Below are 14,833 nucleotides of genomic sequence, written 5' to 3'. Positions count from 1 at the left end.
AGGGGCGGTAGCGCGTAGGGTGGGCAGCATCATGTCCAAGAAGACGTTCGAGGAGCTCTTCGCCGAGCTCCAGCACAAGGCCGCCACCGGCGATCCCACCACTTCGCGCACCGCCGAACTGGTCGGCAAGGGCGTCCACGCCATCGGCAAGAAGGTCGTCGAAGAGGCCGCCGAGGTCTGGATGGCCGCCGAGTACGAGGGCAAGGACGCCGCCGCCGAGGAGATCTCGCAGCTCCTCTACCACGTTCAGGTGATGATGGTGGCGCGCGGGATCTCCCTCGACGACGTGTACGCCCACCTCTGAGCCGTAAACCCCGCAATCCCGTACGTATCGTACGCACGAACGAAGGAAGCCGACCTCATGCTGCGCATCGCCGTCCCCAACAAGGGTTCCCTGTCAGGCCCTGCGGCGGAGATGCTGCATGAGGCCGGCTACCAGCAGCGCCGGGAGTCCAAGGAACTGCGCATCGTCGACCCGGGCAACGAGGTCGAGTTCTTCTACCTCCGCCCCCGCGACATCGCGATCTACGTCTCCTCCGGCCGTCTCGACATCGGCATCACCGGCCGCGACCTGCTCATCGACTCGGGCGCCAACGCGGAGGAGATCCTCCCGCTCGGCTTCGCCCGCTCGACGTTCCGCTTCGCCACCAAGCCCGGCACCGCCAAGGGCATCGAGGACCTCGGCGGCATGACGGTCGCCACCTCCTACGAGGGCATCGTGGCCAAGCACCTCGCCGACGGCGGCATCGACGCCTCCGTCGTCCACCTCGACGGCGCCGTCGAGACCGCGATCGAACTCGGTGTCGCCGAGGTCATCGCGGACGTCGTCGAGACCGGAACCTCGCTGCGCAACGCGGGCCTCGAGGTCTTCGGCGACCCGATCATGAAGTCCGAGGCCGTCGTCATCCGCCGGGTCGGGGCCGACACCTCCGAGGACGCCGAGCCCAAGGTGCAGCAGTTCCTGCGTCGGCTCCAGGGCGTCCTGGTCGCACGTACGTACGTGATGATGGACTACGACTGCCGCGCCGAGCACCTGGAGAAGGCCGTCGCGCTCACGCCCGGCCTGGAGTCGCCGACCATCTCCCCGCTGCACAACGAGGGCTGGGTCGCCGTCCGTGCCATGGTGCCCGCCAAGGAGGCCCAGCAGATCATGGACGACCTCTACGCGCTCGGCGCGCGGGCCATCCTGACCACGGCCATCCACGCCTGCCGCCTCTGAGGACCCCGACCGAAGCCATGCCCGACCTTCCCACGCTCCCCGTCACGTTCCGGCCGTCCCTCACCCGGGCCGTGCTGCTCACCGCGGGCGTCGCGATCTTCGTCGTCATAGCGACGGTCGCGATGCTCCTCGAACAGCTCAGCCCGGGGAGAAGCTCAGCTTCGTCTTCATCGGCGCGCTGCTCTTCGGTGTCCTGCTGATGCTCTCGCGGCCCAAGGTCGTCGCCGACGAGACCGGCGTCACCGTGGTGAACATCACCAGCAGGCGACACCTCGAGTGGGCGGAGATCCTCCAGGTCAACCTGCGCCCCGGCGACCCCTGGGTGTTCCTCAACCTCAGCGACGGCACCAGCCTGCCCGTGCTCGGCATCCAGCCGGGCATCGCGAAACAGCGCGCGATCCAGGACGCCCGCGCCCTGCGCGCGCTCGCAGAGGCCCGCTCCATCGGCGACCCGGAGCAACATCACGGCTGACTCTCGGCCTTCCACCCTGCCGTACGGGCCCATGTCTTGATTAATCTGTTGGCGGAGGCGTTTTCGTTGCGCCTCCGCCGCTGATTTTCCACCTGGTGACTCAGAGGCCCCCTGCTACCCGAGGAGTGACTCCCTCCAGCGATGGACGGATCGTCCTGTAGTACCTGCGCCGCCCCCTCCCGACATATCGAGGCGGCGGCATCATGACCATCCCCCTGCTGCTCCTTGGGGCGGCGTTCCTGCTGATCCTCGCCAACGGCTTCTTCGTGGCGGCCGAGTTCGGCCTCGTCACGGTCGAGCGGCCCGACGCCGAGAAGGCGGCGGCCGAAGGCGACCGACGGGCCGGTACGGTCGTCGAATCGCTCAAGGAGCTGTCCTTCCAGCTCTCCGGCACCCAGCTCGGCATCACCATCACCTCGCTCGTCGTCGGCATGCTCGCCGAACCCGCGCTCGCCGAACTGCTGCACGGACCCTTCACCGCGATCGGACTGCCCGAGGGCGCCGTGTCCGGTGTCGCCGTCGTGGTCGGCATGCTGCTCGCCGCGGCCGTGCAGATGGTGATCGGCGAACTCGTGCCCAAGAACTGGGCGGTCTCCAAGCCGCTTCAGGTCGCCCGCTTCGTCGCGGGCCCGCAGCACGTCTTCTCCCGCCTCTTCCGGCCGGTGATCGCCGCGCTCAACACCGTCGCCAACCGGCTCGTACGGGCCCTGGGTGTCGAACCCGCCGAGGAGCTGGCCTCCGCCCGCACCCCCGGCGAGCTCGTCTCCCTGGCCCGGCACTCGGCCCAGGCCGGCGCCCTGGAGCAGGACACCGCGGATCTCTTCGTACGGACCATCTCGCTCGCCGACCTGACCGCGCAGCACGTCATGACCCCGCGGGTTCGGGTCAGCGCGCTCCAGTCCTCCGCCACGGCCGAGGACGTCGTCAACCTCACCCGCGCCACCGGCCTCTCCCGTTTCCCCGTCTACCGGGAGCGGATCGACGAGATCGTCGGCATGGCGCACCTCAAGGACGCCCTGGCGATTCCCTCCCAGGACCGGCTGCGCACCCCTGTCGGCCGGATCGCCCAGGCCCCGCTGCTGGTCCCGGAGACCCTTCCCGTGCAGCCCCTGCTGGAGCAGCTGCGCAACCAGCAGCCGATCGCCGTCGTCGTCGACGAGTACGGCGGTACGGCGGGCGTGGTCACCCTGGAGGACATCGTCGAGGAACTCGTCGGCGAGGTCCGCGACGAGCACGACGCCAAGGACCTGCCGGAGCTCGCCGCCGTGCCGTCCGAGGACGGGCGGCCCGCCTGGGACGCCGACGGCAGCTGTCGGGTCGACATCCTGCAGCGCATAGGCCTCGACGTGCCCGAGGGCCCGTACGAGACCGTCGCGGGCCTCGTCGCCGATCTGCTCGGCCGGATCCCGGCCCCCGGCGACAAGGCCGAACTGCCCGGCTGGCGTCTCTCGGTACGCCAGGTCGGGCACTACCGGGCCGAACGGGTCCGGCTGGTCAGGACCGCCGACGCGGTTGCCGCGCCGGAGGCCGTCCGATGAGCGTGCTCCAACTCCTGTTCGCCGTGTTGCTGGTGCTCGCCAACGGGTTCTTCGTCGGCGCCGAGTTCGCGCTCGTCTCCGTACGGCGCAGTCAGATCGAACCGCTCGGGTCCGCGCGGGCCCGCCAGGTCCTGTACGGCCTGGAGCGGCTGCCGCAGATGATGGCGGCGGCCCAGTTCGGCATCACCATCTGCTCGTTGACGCTCGGCGCGGTGGCCGAACCGACGGTGGCGCATCTGCTCGAGCCCGTCTTCGAGGCGGTGCACCTCCCCGAGGGGGTGATCCACCCCCTCGGATACGTCATCGCGCTCGCCCTCGTCGTCTTCTTCCACCTCGTCATCGGCGAGATGGTCCCGAAGAACCTGGCGATGGCCGCGCCCGAGAAGACGGCGCTGTGGCTGAGCCCCGGCCTGGTGGCCTTCGCGCGCCTGTGCCGTCCCGTCACCGTCGCCCTGGGCGCCTGCGCCCGCCTCATCCTGAAACTCTTCCGGGTCGAACCGAAGGACGAGGTCGAGGCGGTCTTCACGAGCGAGCAGCTCAACCGGCTCGTCGAGGACTCAGGTCAGGCGGGCCTGCTGGACCCCAAGGAGCAGGAACGCCTCGAAGACGCCCTGGAACTGGGCTCCCGACCGGTCACCGACGTCCTCCTGGACCACGGCTCCCTGGTCACCGTCGGCCCCTCCGTCACCCCCGGCCAGGTCGTCGCGCTCACCGCCCGCACCGGGTACTCCCGGTTCCCGGTGGTCGCGGAGAACGGCGTCTTCATGGGCTATCTGCATGTGAAGGACGTACTCGACCTGGAGGAGTCCGAACGGGCGGTTCCCCAGCACCTGTGGCGACACATGACCACCCTGAGCTCCGAACTCCCGCTGGACGACGCCCTGACCGTGATGCGCCGCGCCGCCACGCACCTCGCGCAGGTCGCGGACGCGTCGGGGAAGGTTCTGGGCCTTGTCGCGCTGGAGGACGTCCTGGAGCTCCTGGTGGGCGAGGTACGCGACCCGGCCCATCGGGACGTCGGCGCCGCCGCTGTGGCCACGCCGCTGAAGGAACCCCGCCTCAGCGAGACCCCCGAGCAGGCCCTGGCAACCTGACACCGGGTGGGGAGCCGCTCGCGCGGCTCCCCACACCCCCGGACCGGCCGCGCCCCGGAGAGCCTCGGTGCATCCCGCGTTCGAGGACGAGGACCGTCGGTCACATCGCCGAAGGGTCCTGGGGGCCCCGGCCCGACAGCACCTCCCCGTACGCCTGCATGAGGTCCGGCAGCCGGAGTGTCGACAAATCGTCGCGGGAGGGCGTGTTCGGGTAACCGGAGAGACGCAGGTCCCGGTACGCGCAGCTCTTCTCGTACAGGGTGCGCAGGAACCGGCCGTTGCCGAGTTCGTCGATCCAGCCCTGGTCGACCACGTGCCCGGCGATGGAGCGGAGCTCGTCGAGCGCCTCCTCGTCCCAGATGTCACCGTTCTCGGCGGCGAGCACCTCACCGATGGAGGTGAGTTCCAGGGGGCGGTAGGAGGGGAAGTCGACCCGGGTGGTGAAGCGGGAGGAGAGGCCGGGGTTGGCGGCCAGGAGCCGGTCCATGCCCTCCGGGTAGCCGGCGAGGATGACCACGAGGTGGTCGCGGTTGTCCTCGGCCCGCTTCAGGAGCACCTGCAGCGCCTCGTCCCCGTACGCGTCCCCCTTGCCGTAGCCCGAGTTCGACAGCGCGTACGCCTCGTCCACGAAGAGGACCCCGCCGATCGCCGAGTCGATCAGCTCGTTGGCCTTGACGGCGGTCTGGCCCAGATACTCGCCCACGAGGTCCGCCCGCTGTGCCTCCACGAGGTGGTCACCGCCGAGCAGGCCGAGCGCGTAGAAGACCCGTCCGAGAATGCGAGCCACCGTGGTCTTGCCGGTGCCCGAGGGGCCGGAGAAGACGAAATGACGCTTCGGCGGCTGGACGGGCAGGCCCTGTCCGGCCCGCAGCCGCGCCATGTTCAGCTGCGCCGACAACGCCTTGACCTGGCGCTTCACCGGCTCCAGCCCCACCATGCGCTCCAGTTCGGCGAGCGCTTCGTCAAGTAAGGCGGCGTCGGTCGGCCCGGCCGGCAACGGTTGCACCGGCACCACGGCCTTCTCGCGCACCACGTCGGTCTCCGGCGGCAACGCGCCCGGCGGGAGAGGATCGGGCTCCGAGAGCTTCAGGTCGCGGCCCTCGACGCCGAAGAGGGGATCGATTCCGTCGGGGCCGTCCATGACGTCCTGCCCGACCCCGGCGAGGGTGATCGCCGCGAGGTCGGCCGCGGCATCGTCGTAGCCGTCGCCCTCGGAGATCGCGGCCAATCGGGCCGAGGTGTCCATGAAGGCCGGGTCGACGCGGTGCACCGCCCGGTACAGAGGCAGCGCGGCGGCCGACCGCCCGGTGCCCTCGTGGGCCCGCGCGAGCCAGTACCGCAGCTCCTTGCGCTGGGGCTGCTCGCTGCGGCAGCGCATCAGCGCGGAGGACAGGAGCGGCTCCGCCTGGCCGAACATCTCCAGGCGGACCCGGGCCATGCCGCCGAAGAGGCCGGCCTCTATGCCCAGCATGGGGTCGTCGATCAGCGGATCCGTGTGCCGGACCAGCTGCTCCCAGTCCTTGACCAGATAGGCCCGGCAGGCGTGCAGAAACCGCACCTGATGATCGGCGTCGACCGGCGGCAGCCCCGCGAGCGCCCGGTCCAGCTCGGGCACATGGCGGCCGTCCAGCCAGTGCGAGGCGTGCGCGAGCAGCAGATCGCGCGGGCTCTCCAGTACCGGCTGCACCCACCAGCCCAGCCAGTACCAGGAGTTGAGCGTGCGCCGGTGGCGCGAGCGCTGCTCACCGAAGCGGTCCCGGTGCCGGAACATCCGCAGCAGCGCGGTCGTCGTGTCCACCCGCAGCGCGTGCAGTCCGAGCCAGCCGTCCGCCATGCCCGGGTCCATCCGGACCGCGGTACGGAACTCCTCCTCCGCCTGCGGATAGGCGCCCATGGTGTAGGCGTCCACACCTCGCATCCAGGCGAGGTCGGCCGGGGCCTCCGGGCCCTGCATGCCGAAGTCCATCACGTCCCCCACAAACCGTGCCCCCGATGCTTCTCCGAACGGGCCGGTGCCCGTCGGCAGCTTTGGTCGAACCCCTGTGCCGCGGACGGGAGTTGCACCGGTGCGTAGAGCAGCCGTCCGAAGGTCGCACCGAGAGGCATCGTACCTGCGGTTCATGGGCGTGCCGAAGGGTGCCGCACGCTCCCGTTCCACGAGGTGGGAGCAGACGGGGCGCACTTGACTCGGTGACCGAGGGTGAGCGAATCGCGGCGCGGAGCGCCCGAAAAGAGAGGGTGTGGGCAGAACGAAGCCCCCGATCACGGGGAACAACCGGGGGCTTCGCGACTGCGGGCGGCTTCGAGAGACCGCACATTCAGAACGTAAGTCCTGTACGGCCCCCGGGTCAAGCCGAGTTGAGGCACCGAGGGAACTTCCCTCGCAAGGCTCTTCACAAGTTCAGCACATTGCGGATGATCCGTCACCGTGAGTGAGGGGCTGGTCCGGTCCAACGGTCTCAGTGGGTCCCGAAAACACCTCGTATCCCTCAGAACACTGCCGCACCAGAAGATCGGCGAAGGGTTTTGAGGGATCCTCGACGAAGTGCTGACGCTCGGCGGCGACCCACCCGGCCCAGAACGCGCTCTGCGCCTCGCCGTCCCGTCGCCGCCCTCGTGTCCAGGCCTCGTCGCGCGCCAGTTCCATCCACAGCAGCCGCGCGAGATACGGGCGCAGCGCCCGGCGGCCGGCGCCGACCCCCTCCAGCAGGATCACGGGCGCGGGCGGCAGTTCGCGGGCCGGACCGAAGGCGCGGGCGCTCCAGTCGTACGGGACGTAGCGCGCCGTCTCGCCCCGGCTCAGCGGCTCGACCACCTGGCCCAGCAGCCGCCGGGTCCAGCCGAACAGCTCCTCGTGCGTCGCGATGTCGTCGAGGTGCAGCATGGGCGCGTCGCCGAGTGCCGCGGCCAGCCGTCCGGCGAAGGTGGTCTTCCCGGAGCCCGCGTGCCCGTCGACACCGATCAGGCGGACGGGTCCGCAGGAGGGCGGCAGGGCGCGCAGGCGCGCGGCGAGGTCGCGAATGACGGTTCCCGAGGTGCGGTGAGACGCGGGCACGTCCGCCCGGCGGGCACACGCACCCCTGTACGGGGACCACTCTAGTGGCGGCCGGCGCGCCCGCCGGAACCGAGGCGTCGCAGGTCATGCCAGTGGTTCCGACCAATATTGGTGGGCGCGGCACAGGCCGAAGTGCTGGCAGGAGCCGCCTTCCACCGTCCATAGTGGGGAGCCGCCGCTTCCGGACGAACGGGGGGTCCCCACCCATGACCAGAGCTTCAGAGCCGTCCCGCAGAGCCCTGCTGGCCGTGGCGGTCGCCGCGGCGGCGATCGGTACCGCGGGCACCGCGGCCGCGGCCACGCCGGCCGGGGCGGCGCGGGGGCACGCGGGTCCGGGCCTCGTGGACAACCGGGCCTGGACCTCGTACGCCGACTGGCGGACCGGCACCGCGAAGGGCACGCGGGCCCTCGACGCCGCCCGTGCCGGCCTGGTGATCGCGACCCCGGCCGGCACCGCGGACTACACCGACCCGCACACCGGAAAGACCGCGACCTGGGAGTACGCGACCTGGACCTCCCCGGTCCACCGGCTCGCCGTCCCCGCCACCGAGGCCATCGCCTCCTGGAACGCGCACACCCCGGCGGGCACCTGGCTCCAGGTCGAGCTCACGGGCACGTACTCCGACGGCAAGGCCACGCCCTGGTACGTGATGGGCCGCTGGGCGGCCGGCGACCAGGACATCAAGCGGACCTCCGTGGACAACCAGAAGGACGGCAAGAGCAGTATCTCGACGGACACCTTCTCGATCGACGACGCGGCCTCGGGCCTGCGCCTCGTCTCGTACCGGCTCCGTCTGACCCTGTACCGCACCCCCGGCTCCGGGCTCACGCCCACCGTGTGGCGGCTCGGCGCGATGGGCTCCGACATCCCCGACCGCTTCACCGTCCCGGCCTCCACTCCCGGGCTCGCGAAGGAGTTGACGGTCCCGCGCTACTCCCAGGAGATCCACGCGGGCCAGTACCCCGAGTACGACAACGGCGGCGAGGCCTGGTGCAGCCCCACCTCCTCGCAGATGATCATCGAGTACTGGGGGCGCAGGCCCACGGCGGAGCAACTCGCCTGGGTCGACCCGGCCTTCGCCGACCCGCAGGTCTGCCACGCGGCCCGCTTCACCTACGACTACCAGTACGGCGGCTGCGGCAACTGGCCCTTCAACGCGGCGTACGCGGCGACGTACAAGGACCTCCAGGGGGTGGTCACCCGCCTCCGCTCGCTCACCGACCTGGAGACGCTGATCGCCGCCGGCATCCCGGCCATAACGTCCCAGTCGTTCCTGAAGTCCGAGCTGACGGGGGCGGGGTACGGGACCTCGGGCCACCTCATGACCGTCATCGGATTCACCGCGGGCGGCGATGTGATCGCCAACGACCCCGCCTCGCCGGGCGACGACGCCGTGCGCCGCGTCTACAAGCGGCGCGAGTGGGAGAACATCTGGCTCCGTACCAAGAGGTACAACGCCTCCGGGAACGTCGTCTCCGGTACGGGCGGGGTCTGCTACCTGTACTTCCCGGCGAATCCCTCGGCGGGGCAGATCGAGGCGCTCAAGGCGGTCGGAGTCCGTTGAGCGAGGGGGCGACCCCCGTGGTGCCGCCCCCTCCCTCGGCCTTGGGCCCTCGGCCTTGGGCCCCTCAACCCTGGGGTCCTCAGCCCTGGACCGGGTCGACCACCCAGTCGGGGTGATGGGGCATCGGCGGGGTCCTGGCGCCGTAGAGCCACGGGTGCAGGAAACCGTCGAGGTCCTGGCCCGCGACCTTGGACGCCAGGTCGACGTAGTCCTGGGTACTGGCGATCTTTCCGCGGTACTCGGTGACCCAGGCCCGCTCGATCCTCCCGAACGTCTCCTGGCCGACCTTCTCGCGCAACGCGTACAGGACGAGCGTCGAGCCGTCGTACCGCATCCGCTTGAAGAGGTTCGGTTCGGTCGGTTCGGCGGGGGCGCCGTAGTCGTGGCGCCACTGGTCGTGGCTCGCGTACGCCGTCTTCATCGTGGCCTCGAAGCTGTCGCCCCCGTGCGCCTGCGAGTACAGCCGCTCGTAGAAGCGGGCGTGGCCCTCGCTCAGCCACAGGTCGGACCAGCTCTTGATGCCGACGCTGTCGCCGGTCCACTGGTGGGTGAGCTCGTGCACCAGGTTGCGCTCGGCGCCGACCCGGTCGCCGAGCAGGTCGGCCTTCGGGATCAGGGAGAGCGTCTGTGTCTCCAGGGCCACGCCCAGGTCGGTGTCACCGACGAGGAGGCCGTAGCGGTTGAAGGGGAAGGGGCCGAGCCGCTCCTCCAGCCACGCGATGTGGTCGGCCGTGAGCTTGCGGTACTGCTCGGTCGAGGTGACCAGGTCGTCCGGGACCACATCGCGGATCGGCAGCCCGTGCGGACCGGTGCTGTCGACGAAGGTGAACCTGCCGATCGCCAGCTGGGCGAGCTGGGTGGCGAGGGGTTGTTCGGAGTCGTACGTCCACGTCACGCGCCCGTCCGCCTGCTCGGCGCGGCCGGTGAGTTCGCCGCCCGCGACGGCCGTGAGGCCCGGCGGAGTGGTGATGCGGAAGGTGATCGGGGCGCGCTGACTCGGGTGGTCGTTCGACGGGAAGATCATCTTGGCACCGTTGGGCTGCGGGTACAGCACCGTGCCGTCCGGAGTGGGGATCCAGCCGTAGTCCTCGATGGCGTCGTCGCGGTGCCGTGTCTGGGTCGGGTCGGCGGTGTAGGTGACCTTGACCGTGAAGGGCTTGCCCTTGGCGAGCGGCTTCGCCGGGGTGATCACCAGCTCGTCGCCGTCGCGCACGGCCGTGGCGGTCGTCCCGTCCACAGTCACCGTGTGCAGGGTGTTGCCCGCGAAGTCCAGGTCGAAGCGGGACAGGGCCTGGGTGGCGGTCGCCTTGACCGTCGTGGCGGCCTCGAAGGGCGTCCTGGGTGCCTGCCAGTCGAAGTCGAGGAGGTAGCGGTTCACCTTGTAGCCGCCGTTGCCGTCGAGCGGGAAGATCGGGTCGCCGAGGCCCGGCGCACCCGGGGAGGGCGCGGCGGACGGGGACGTGGGGGCGGACGGGGAGCCGGCGGCGTGCGAGACCGGCCCCGTCAAGGCGGCTGCCACCGTGATCGCCGCCGCCAGAGCGAGGCGGGCTCTGCGGCGAGGCGTCCGGAACGTGCTCATCGAGGACCTTTCGGTTGGCTGACCACTGTCCTGTGAGGAGACCCACACCCCTGACGCATCGTTGCCGAAAGGCGAGGTATTCGAAGGTGGTCGAAGTGTCCGGCGTGTCCCGTCGAGGGGTTCGAGGTGTCCGGGGTGACCCAGGTCTCTACCGCTGAAACCCGTTCCGGTGGCAAGGTGGTCGGGTCGGTGGGGAGCCGGCGTGAGGGCGGGGGATGTCACCGCACCACTACGTCAGCGAGAAACCATGACCGCGAGCTCCGCCACCGCCACCCGACTCCGCGCCCGCACCGGCGGTCCCAAGGACGACGGCCCCAAGATCCTCGAACACGTCGCGGGCTGGACCTTCGTCGTGGTCCTCGCGATGCTCGTCACCCAGCTCGGCCTGCTGTGAACCGGACCGGCGGCCCCGCTGTGAACTGAACCCACGGACGTCAGGGGCGCGCTGAGCCCACACGACGGTTTCCCCCAAGACCGCGCCCGGTCGATCAGAGTCGAACGAGTGGGTGGTACCGGTCTGCCATACTGCCAACGTCCCGCTGGCAGTCGGAGACTAGGGCTGGAATTGAATCATAGTCAACAGCGCGCCGTCGACCGCCCCCGGGCGCGCGGCACCGATCGCTCACTCGCGCGCCGCGCCGAACTCATCGCCATCGGGCGGAAGTTGTTCGCCGACACGTCCTACGACGCGCTCTCGATGGATGACATCGCACGCCAGGCGCATGTCGCCAAAGGGCTGATCTACTACTACTTCAAGTCCAAGCGCGGCTATTACCTCGCGATCGTCGAGGACTCGGTCGCGGACCTGATCTCCCGGGCGGCGAGCGGCCTCGAACTGCCCCCGGTCGAGCGGGTGCACCGCACCATCGACGGCTATCTGCGCTACGCCGAGCACAACCAGGCCGCGTACCGCACGATCATCACCGGCGGAGTCGGCTTCGACACCGACGTGCAGACCATCCGCGAGGGCGTGCGCGAGGTCATCGTCGAGACCATCGCCGAAGGGGCATACGGCAGACGCAAGATAGCGCCGCTGCCCCGTATGGCGCTGCTCGGCTGGCTCTACAGCGTCGAGGGCGCGACCCTCGACTGGATCGGCAACCCGGCCCTGTCGCGCGACACGGTCCGCGAGCTGCTGGTGAAGATGCTGGGCGGCGCGATGCGCGCGGTCGAGGAACTCGACCCCACCTACCGGGCCCCGCAGCCGGCCCGCCGGGAGGCCTGAGCGAGGGGCGGGGGCGACCGAACCCCCGCCCCGACTCAGGTACGACACCGGCTAGTTGATCGCCTTGATCAGCTCTCCGTTCGTGGTGTCACCGCTGAGTTCCCAGAAGAAGGTGCCGCCCAGGCCCTGCTGGTTCTTGTAGGCCATCTTCCCCGCGATGGTCGACGGGGTGTCGTAACTCCACCAGTTCGTACCGCACTTGGCGTACGCCGTGCCGCCGACCGTGCCCGTCGCCGGGCACTTCGCCTTCAGTACCTTGTAGTCGTCGATGCCCTGCTCGTACGTTCCCGCCGCCGGTCCGGTGGCCGTGCCGCCGGGGGCCGCCTGGGTGACGCCGGTCCAGCCGCGCCCGTAGAACCCGATGCCCAGCAGCAGCTTCGAGGCCGGGATGCCCAGGCCCTTGAGCTTCGCGATCGTGGCGGAGGTGTGGTAATCCGCCTTGGGGATACCGCTGTACGAGTTCAGTGGGGAGTGCGGAGCCGTGGGGCCGGCCGCGTCCCAGGCGCCGAAGAAGTCGTACGTCATCGGGTTGTACCAGTCGACGTACTGCGCCGCGCCCGCGTAGTCCGCCGCGTCGATCTTGCCGCCCGCGGTGGCGTCCGCGGTGATCGCCGCGGTGACCAGGTTGCCGGAGCCGAACTTCGCCCGCAACGCCGCCATCACGTTCTTGAAGGCCGCCCTGCCGCTGCTGTCGCAGGTGTTGCCGCAGGCGTTCGGGTACTCCCAGTCGATGTCGATGCCGTCGAAGACGTCCGCCCACTTGGAGTTCTCGACCAGGTCGTAGCAGGACTGCGCGAACGCGGCCGGGTTCCTGGCGGCCTCACCGAAACCGCTCGACCAGGTCCAGCCGCCGAAGGACCAGAGGACCTTGAGGTTCGGGTGCTTCTTCTTCAGCTTGCGCAACTGGTTGAAGTTGCCGCGCAGGGGCTGGTCCCAGGTGTCGGCGACCCCGTCCACCGACTGGTCGGCGGTGTACGCCTTGTCGGTCGCCGCGTAGGCGTCGCCCATGGCGCACTTGCCGCCGGTGACATTGCCGAAGGCGTAGTTGATGTGGGTGAGCTTGGCGGCCGAGCCGGACGTCTCGACGTTCTTGACGTGGTAGTTCCGGTCGTAGACGCCCCATTCGGTGAAGTAGCCGACGACCTTGGAACCGGCGGCCTGCTGGGCAGAGGGGGGCGCGGTGGTCGCGGTGGCCGTGCCCGCGCCGGCGAGCAGCGTGGCCCCGAGGGCGGCGCAACAGGCGGCGGACAGGAGCGCGCGGAAGCGGGGGCGGTGCGGTCGGAGCATCGGTTCTCCTCGTGGGGGAGGGGAGTGTGGGGGAGGCATGCTGGGACCTGCGCGTGCTGTTTGGCATGAACGCGGTGAGGCGTTGACGAAACAGTAGGAGGACTAGACCAGTGCGTCAATGGTTCGGACCAATTGGGCGGAGCGGTCGGATCGGTTCCCCTTACTTTTGGTCAGCGGTCGTCAACTGGTGACTCGATGCCCCCGAACGGGCATACTCACAGCGCCACAGCCGCTGATCAGGCCGTTCTCCACCCAGGAACGACAGCATTGGCTGGGCCGTGAGACCCGGCGCCGCCGCCCCACCCCTGGCGCGCGTGCGCCGATGCGCCCGACAGGGAGGAGAGCGTCGCCATGCCCGACCGCGCCCCGCAGCCGGTGGACCGTCAACTGCCCACGGACGAGGCCCGGGATCTGATCTCGCTCGTCCGTGACATCGCGCAGCGCGAGATAGCCCCGAAGGCGGCCGAGGAGGAGGACGCCGGACGCTTCCCGCGCGAGATCTTCGGCCTGCTCTCCGATTCCGGCCTGCTCGGACTGCCGTACGACTCCGAGTACGGCGGCGGCGACCAGCCGTACGAGGTCTACCTCCAGGTCCTCGAAGAGCTCGCCATGGCCCGTCTCACCGTCGGCCTCGGCGTCAGCGTGCACACCCTCTCCTGCCATGCCCTGGCGAACTACGGCACCAAGGAACAGCGCGCCGAGTACCTGCCTGCGATGCTCGGCGGCGGCCTCCTGGGCGCCTACTGCCTCTCTGAGCCGTCCTCCGGCTCGGACGCCGCCTCCCTGCGGACGAAGGCCGTCCGGGCGGGCGGGGGAGAAGCCGGGAGCGGGGGAGAGTGGGCGATCACGGGCACCAAGGCCTGGATCACCCACGGCGGCGTCGCCGACTTCTACACCGTGCTCGCCCGCAGCGGCGGCGCGGGCCCGCGCGGCATCACCGCGTTCCTGGTGCCCGGCCACGCCGAGGGACTGAGCGCCGCCCCGCCCGAGAGGAAGATGGGCATGAAGGGCTCGCCCACCGCGCAGATCCACTTCGACGGTGTACGGGTGTCCGACGGCCGGCGCATCGGCGACGAGGGGCAGGGCTTCGCGATCGCCCTCGCCGCGCTCGACTCCGGCCGGCTCGGCATCGCGGCCTGCGCCATCGGCGTCGCCCAGGCGGCCCTGGACGAGGCCGTCGCGTACGCGACCGGGCGCGAACAGTTCGGCCGGCCGATCTCCGACTTCCAGGGCCTGCGCTTCATGCTCGCGGACATGGCGACGCAGATCGAGGCGGGCCGGGCGCTCTACCTGGCCGCGGCACGGCTGCGCGACGCGGGGCGGCCCTTCGCCAAACAGGCCGCCATGGCGAAGCTGCTGTGCACGGACACGGCGATGAAGGTCACCACGGACGCCGTCCAGGTGCTCGGCGGGTACGGCTACACCGCGGACTTCCCGGTCGAGCGCTATCTGCGCGAGGCCAAGGTCCTCCAGATCGTCGAGGGCACCAATCAGATCCAGCGGATGGTCATCGCCCGTCACCTCGCGGGGCCGGAGTCACACTGAACTGCCCGTAGCCGTACAGGACCGGCGGCGCCACCAGCCGGACCCACTCCGGGTCGTGGCGCCCCGGCAGCGTACGGCCGCGCTCGGCCCAGGCGCGGATCAGCGCGCGGTAGATGGGGGGATCCTGGGGCGGTGGCGCGGCGGCCGCCGGCCGAACCGATTCTGCCGGAGCCGGGACGAAGATCCGGCGAGGCCGCTCGGTCGCCGCATAGGTGGGGGTCATACCGGGGCAACGCGCGGGCGAGTGCGCAGGT

At 70.4% G+C, this 14,833-nt stretch carries 13 protein-coding genes and 1 pseudogene; 9 read left to right on the top strand and 5 right to left on the bottom strand.

Features of this window, described 5'->3' with window-relative positions; translation table 11 throughout:
* The first annotated feature begins 31 nt into the window (after nt 1-31).
* The 5 genes and pseudogenes from AAFF41_RS10750 (at nt 32) to AAFF41_RS10730 (ending at nt 4,323) form a co-directional block, all read left to right on the top strand.
* Entirely contained in the window at nt 32-304 is a 273-nt protein-coding gene (locus AAFF41_RS10750) for a phosphoribosyl-ATP diphosphatase (protein WP_343323891.1), read from the top strand.
* A gap of 57 nt (nt 305-361) precedes the next feature.
* Nucleotides 362-1,219, top strand: coding sequence for an ATP phosphoribosyltransferase (gene hisG, locus AAFF41_RS10745; protein WP_319745201.1), 858 nt, complete (start codon nt 362-364; stop codon nt 1,217-1,219).
* Nucleotides 1,220-1,236: 17 nt separating this feature from the next.
* Nucleotides 1,237-1,691: pseudogene (locus AAFF41_RS10740) on the top strand (PH domain-containing protein).
* A 203-nt stretch (nt 1,692-1,894) separates the two neighbouring features.
* Nucleotides 1,895-3,229, top strand: coding sequence for a hemolysin family protein (locus tag AAFF41_RS10735; RefSeq protein WP_319745205.1), 1,335 nt, complete (start codon nt 1,895-1,897; stop codon nt 3,227-3,229).
* Nucleotides 3,226-4,323: a hemolysin family protein gene (locus AAFF41_RS10730; RefSeq protein ID WP_319745207.1), complete on the top strand. Its 1,098-nt coding sequence runs from the start codon at nt 3,226-3,228 to the stop codon at nt 4,321-4,323. Before AAFF41_RS10735 ends, AAFF41_RS10730 begins: the two co-directional genes overlap by 4 nt.
* Before the next feature lie 100 nt (nt 4,324-4,423).
* Here AAFF41_RS10730 and AAFF41_RS10725 read toward each other — a convergent pair whose 3' ends face one another.
* Together AAFF41_RS10725 and AAFF41_RS10720 are read right to left on the bottom strand one after the other, a co-directional pair.
* A complete protein-coding gene (locus AAFF41_RS10725) occupies nt 4,424-6,289 on the bottom strand; it encodes an AAA family ATPase (protein ID WP_319745208.1) in 1,866 nt (621 codons plus the stop codon).
* A 435-nt stretch (nt 6,290-6,724) separates the two neighbouring features.
* Nucleotides 6,725-7,378: a uridine kinase family protein gene (locus AAFF41_RS10720; RefSeq protein WP_343323890.1), complete on the bottom strand. Its 654-nt coding sequence runs from the start codon at nt 7,376-7,378 to the stop codon at nt 6,725-6,727.
* A gap of 206 nt (nt 7,379-7,584) precedes the next feature.
* Here AAFF41_RS10720 and AAFF41_RS10715 point away from each other — a divergent pair, with 206 nt between their 5' ends.
* Nucleotides 7,585-8,943 carry a peptidase C39 family protein gene (locus tag AAFF41_RS10715; RefSeq protein ID WP_319745212.1) on the top strand — a complete coding sequence of 453 codons (1,359 nt, stop codon included), beginning with the start codon at nt 7,585-7,587 and terminating at the stop codon, nt 8,941-8,943.
* 79 nt (nt 8,944-9,022) lie between these two features.
* On the opposite strand, the gene AAFF41_RS10710 is transcribed toward AAFF41_RS10715, so the two are convergent.
* The gene (locus AAFF41_RS10710) at nt 9,023-10,522 is read right to left on the bottom strand and encodes a M1 family metallopeptidase (protein WP_343323889.1); all 1,500 of its coding nucleotides are present in this window, start codon (nt 10,520-10,522) and stop codon (nt 9,023-9,025) included.
* 247 nt (nt 10,523-10,769) lie between these two features.
* On the opposite strand from AAFF41_RS10710, the gene AAFF41_RS10705 reads away from it, so the two are divergent.
* Both AAFF41_RS10705 and AAFF41_RS10700 read left to right on the top strand, forming a co-directional pair.
* A complete protein-coding gene (locus tag AAFF41_RS10705; RefSeq protein ID WP_107096575.1) occupies nt 10,770-10,916 on the top strand; it encodes an SCO1431 family membrane protein in 147 nt (48 codons plus the stop codon).
* A gap of 171 nt (nt 10,917-11,087) precedes the next feature.
* On the top strand, nt 11,088-11,747 hold the full coding sequence (locus AAFF41_RS10700; RefSeq protein ID WP_319745216.1) for a TetR/AcrR family transcriptional regulator: 660 nt from the start codon (nt 11,088-11,090) through the stop codon (nt 11,745-11,747).
* A gap of 51 nt (nt 11,748-11,798) precedes the next feature.
* Here the strand turns inward: AAFF41_RS10700 and AAFF41_RS10695 are convergent, their stop codons facing one another.
* Nucleotides 11,799-13,034, bottom strand: coding sequence for a glycoside hydrolase family 18 protein (locus AAFF41_RS10695; RefSeq protein WP_319745219.1), 1,236 nt, complete (start codon nt 13,032-13,034; stop codon nt 11,799-11,801).
* A gap of 351 nt (nt 13,035-13,385) precedes the next feature.
* Between AAFF41_RS10695 and AAFF41_RS10690 the strand changes: the two genes are divergently transcribed.
* On the top strand, nt 13,386-14,579 hold the full coding sequence (locus AAFF41_RS10690; protein WP_319745221.1) for an acyl-CoA dehydrogenase family protein: 1,194 nt from the start codon (nt 13,386-13,388) through the stop codon (nt 14,577-14,579).
* Here the strand turns inward: AAFF41_RS10690 and AAFF41_RS10685 are convergent.
* Nucleotides 14,542-14,802 (bottom strand): hypothetical protein, encoded by a 261-nt coding sequence (locus AAFF41_RS10685; protein ID WP_054236261.1) that lies wholly within the window; start codon nt 14,800-14,802, stop codon nt 14,542-14,544. The two genes, AAFF41_RS10690 and AAFF41_RS10685, sit on opposite strands and share 38 nt — an antisense overlap.
* Nucleotides 14,803-14,833: the final 31 nt, after the last annotated feature.

The sequence above is a fragment of the Streptomyces mirabilis genome (assembly GCF_039503195.1).
GTDB classification, from domain to species: Bacteria; Actinomycetota; Actinomycetes; order Streptomycetales; family Streptomycetaceae; genus Streptomyces; species Streptomyces mirabilis_D.
Note: the sequence above shows the minus strand (reverse complement) of the source record. Positions and strands in the feature narration are given on the sequence as shown.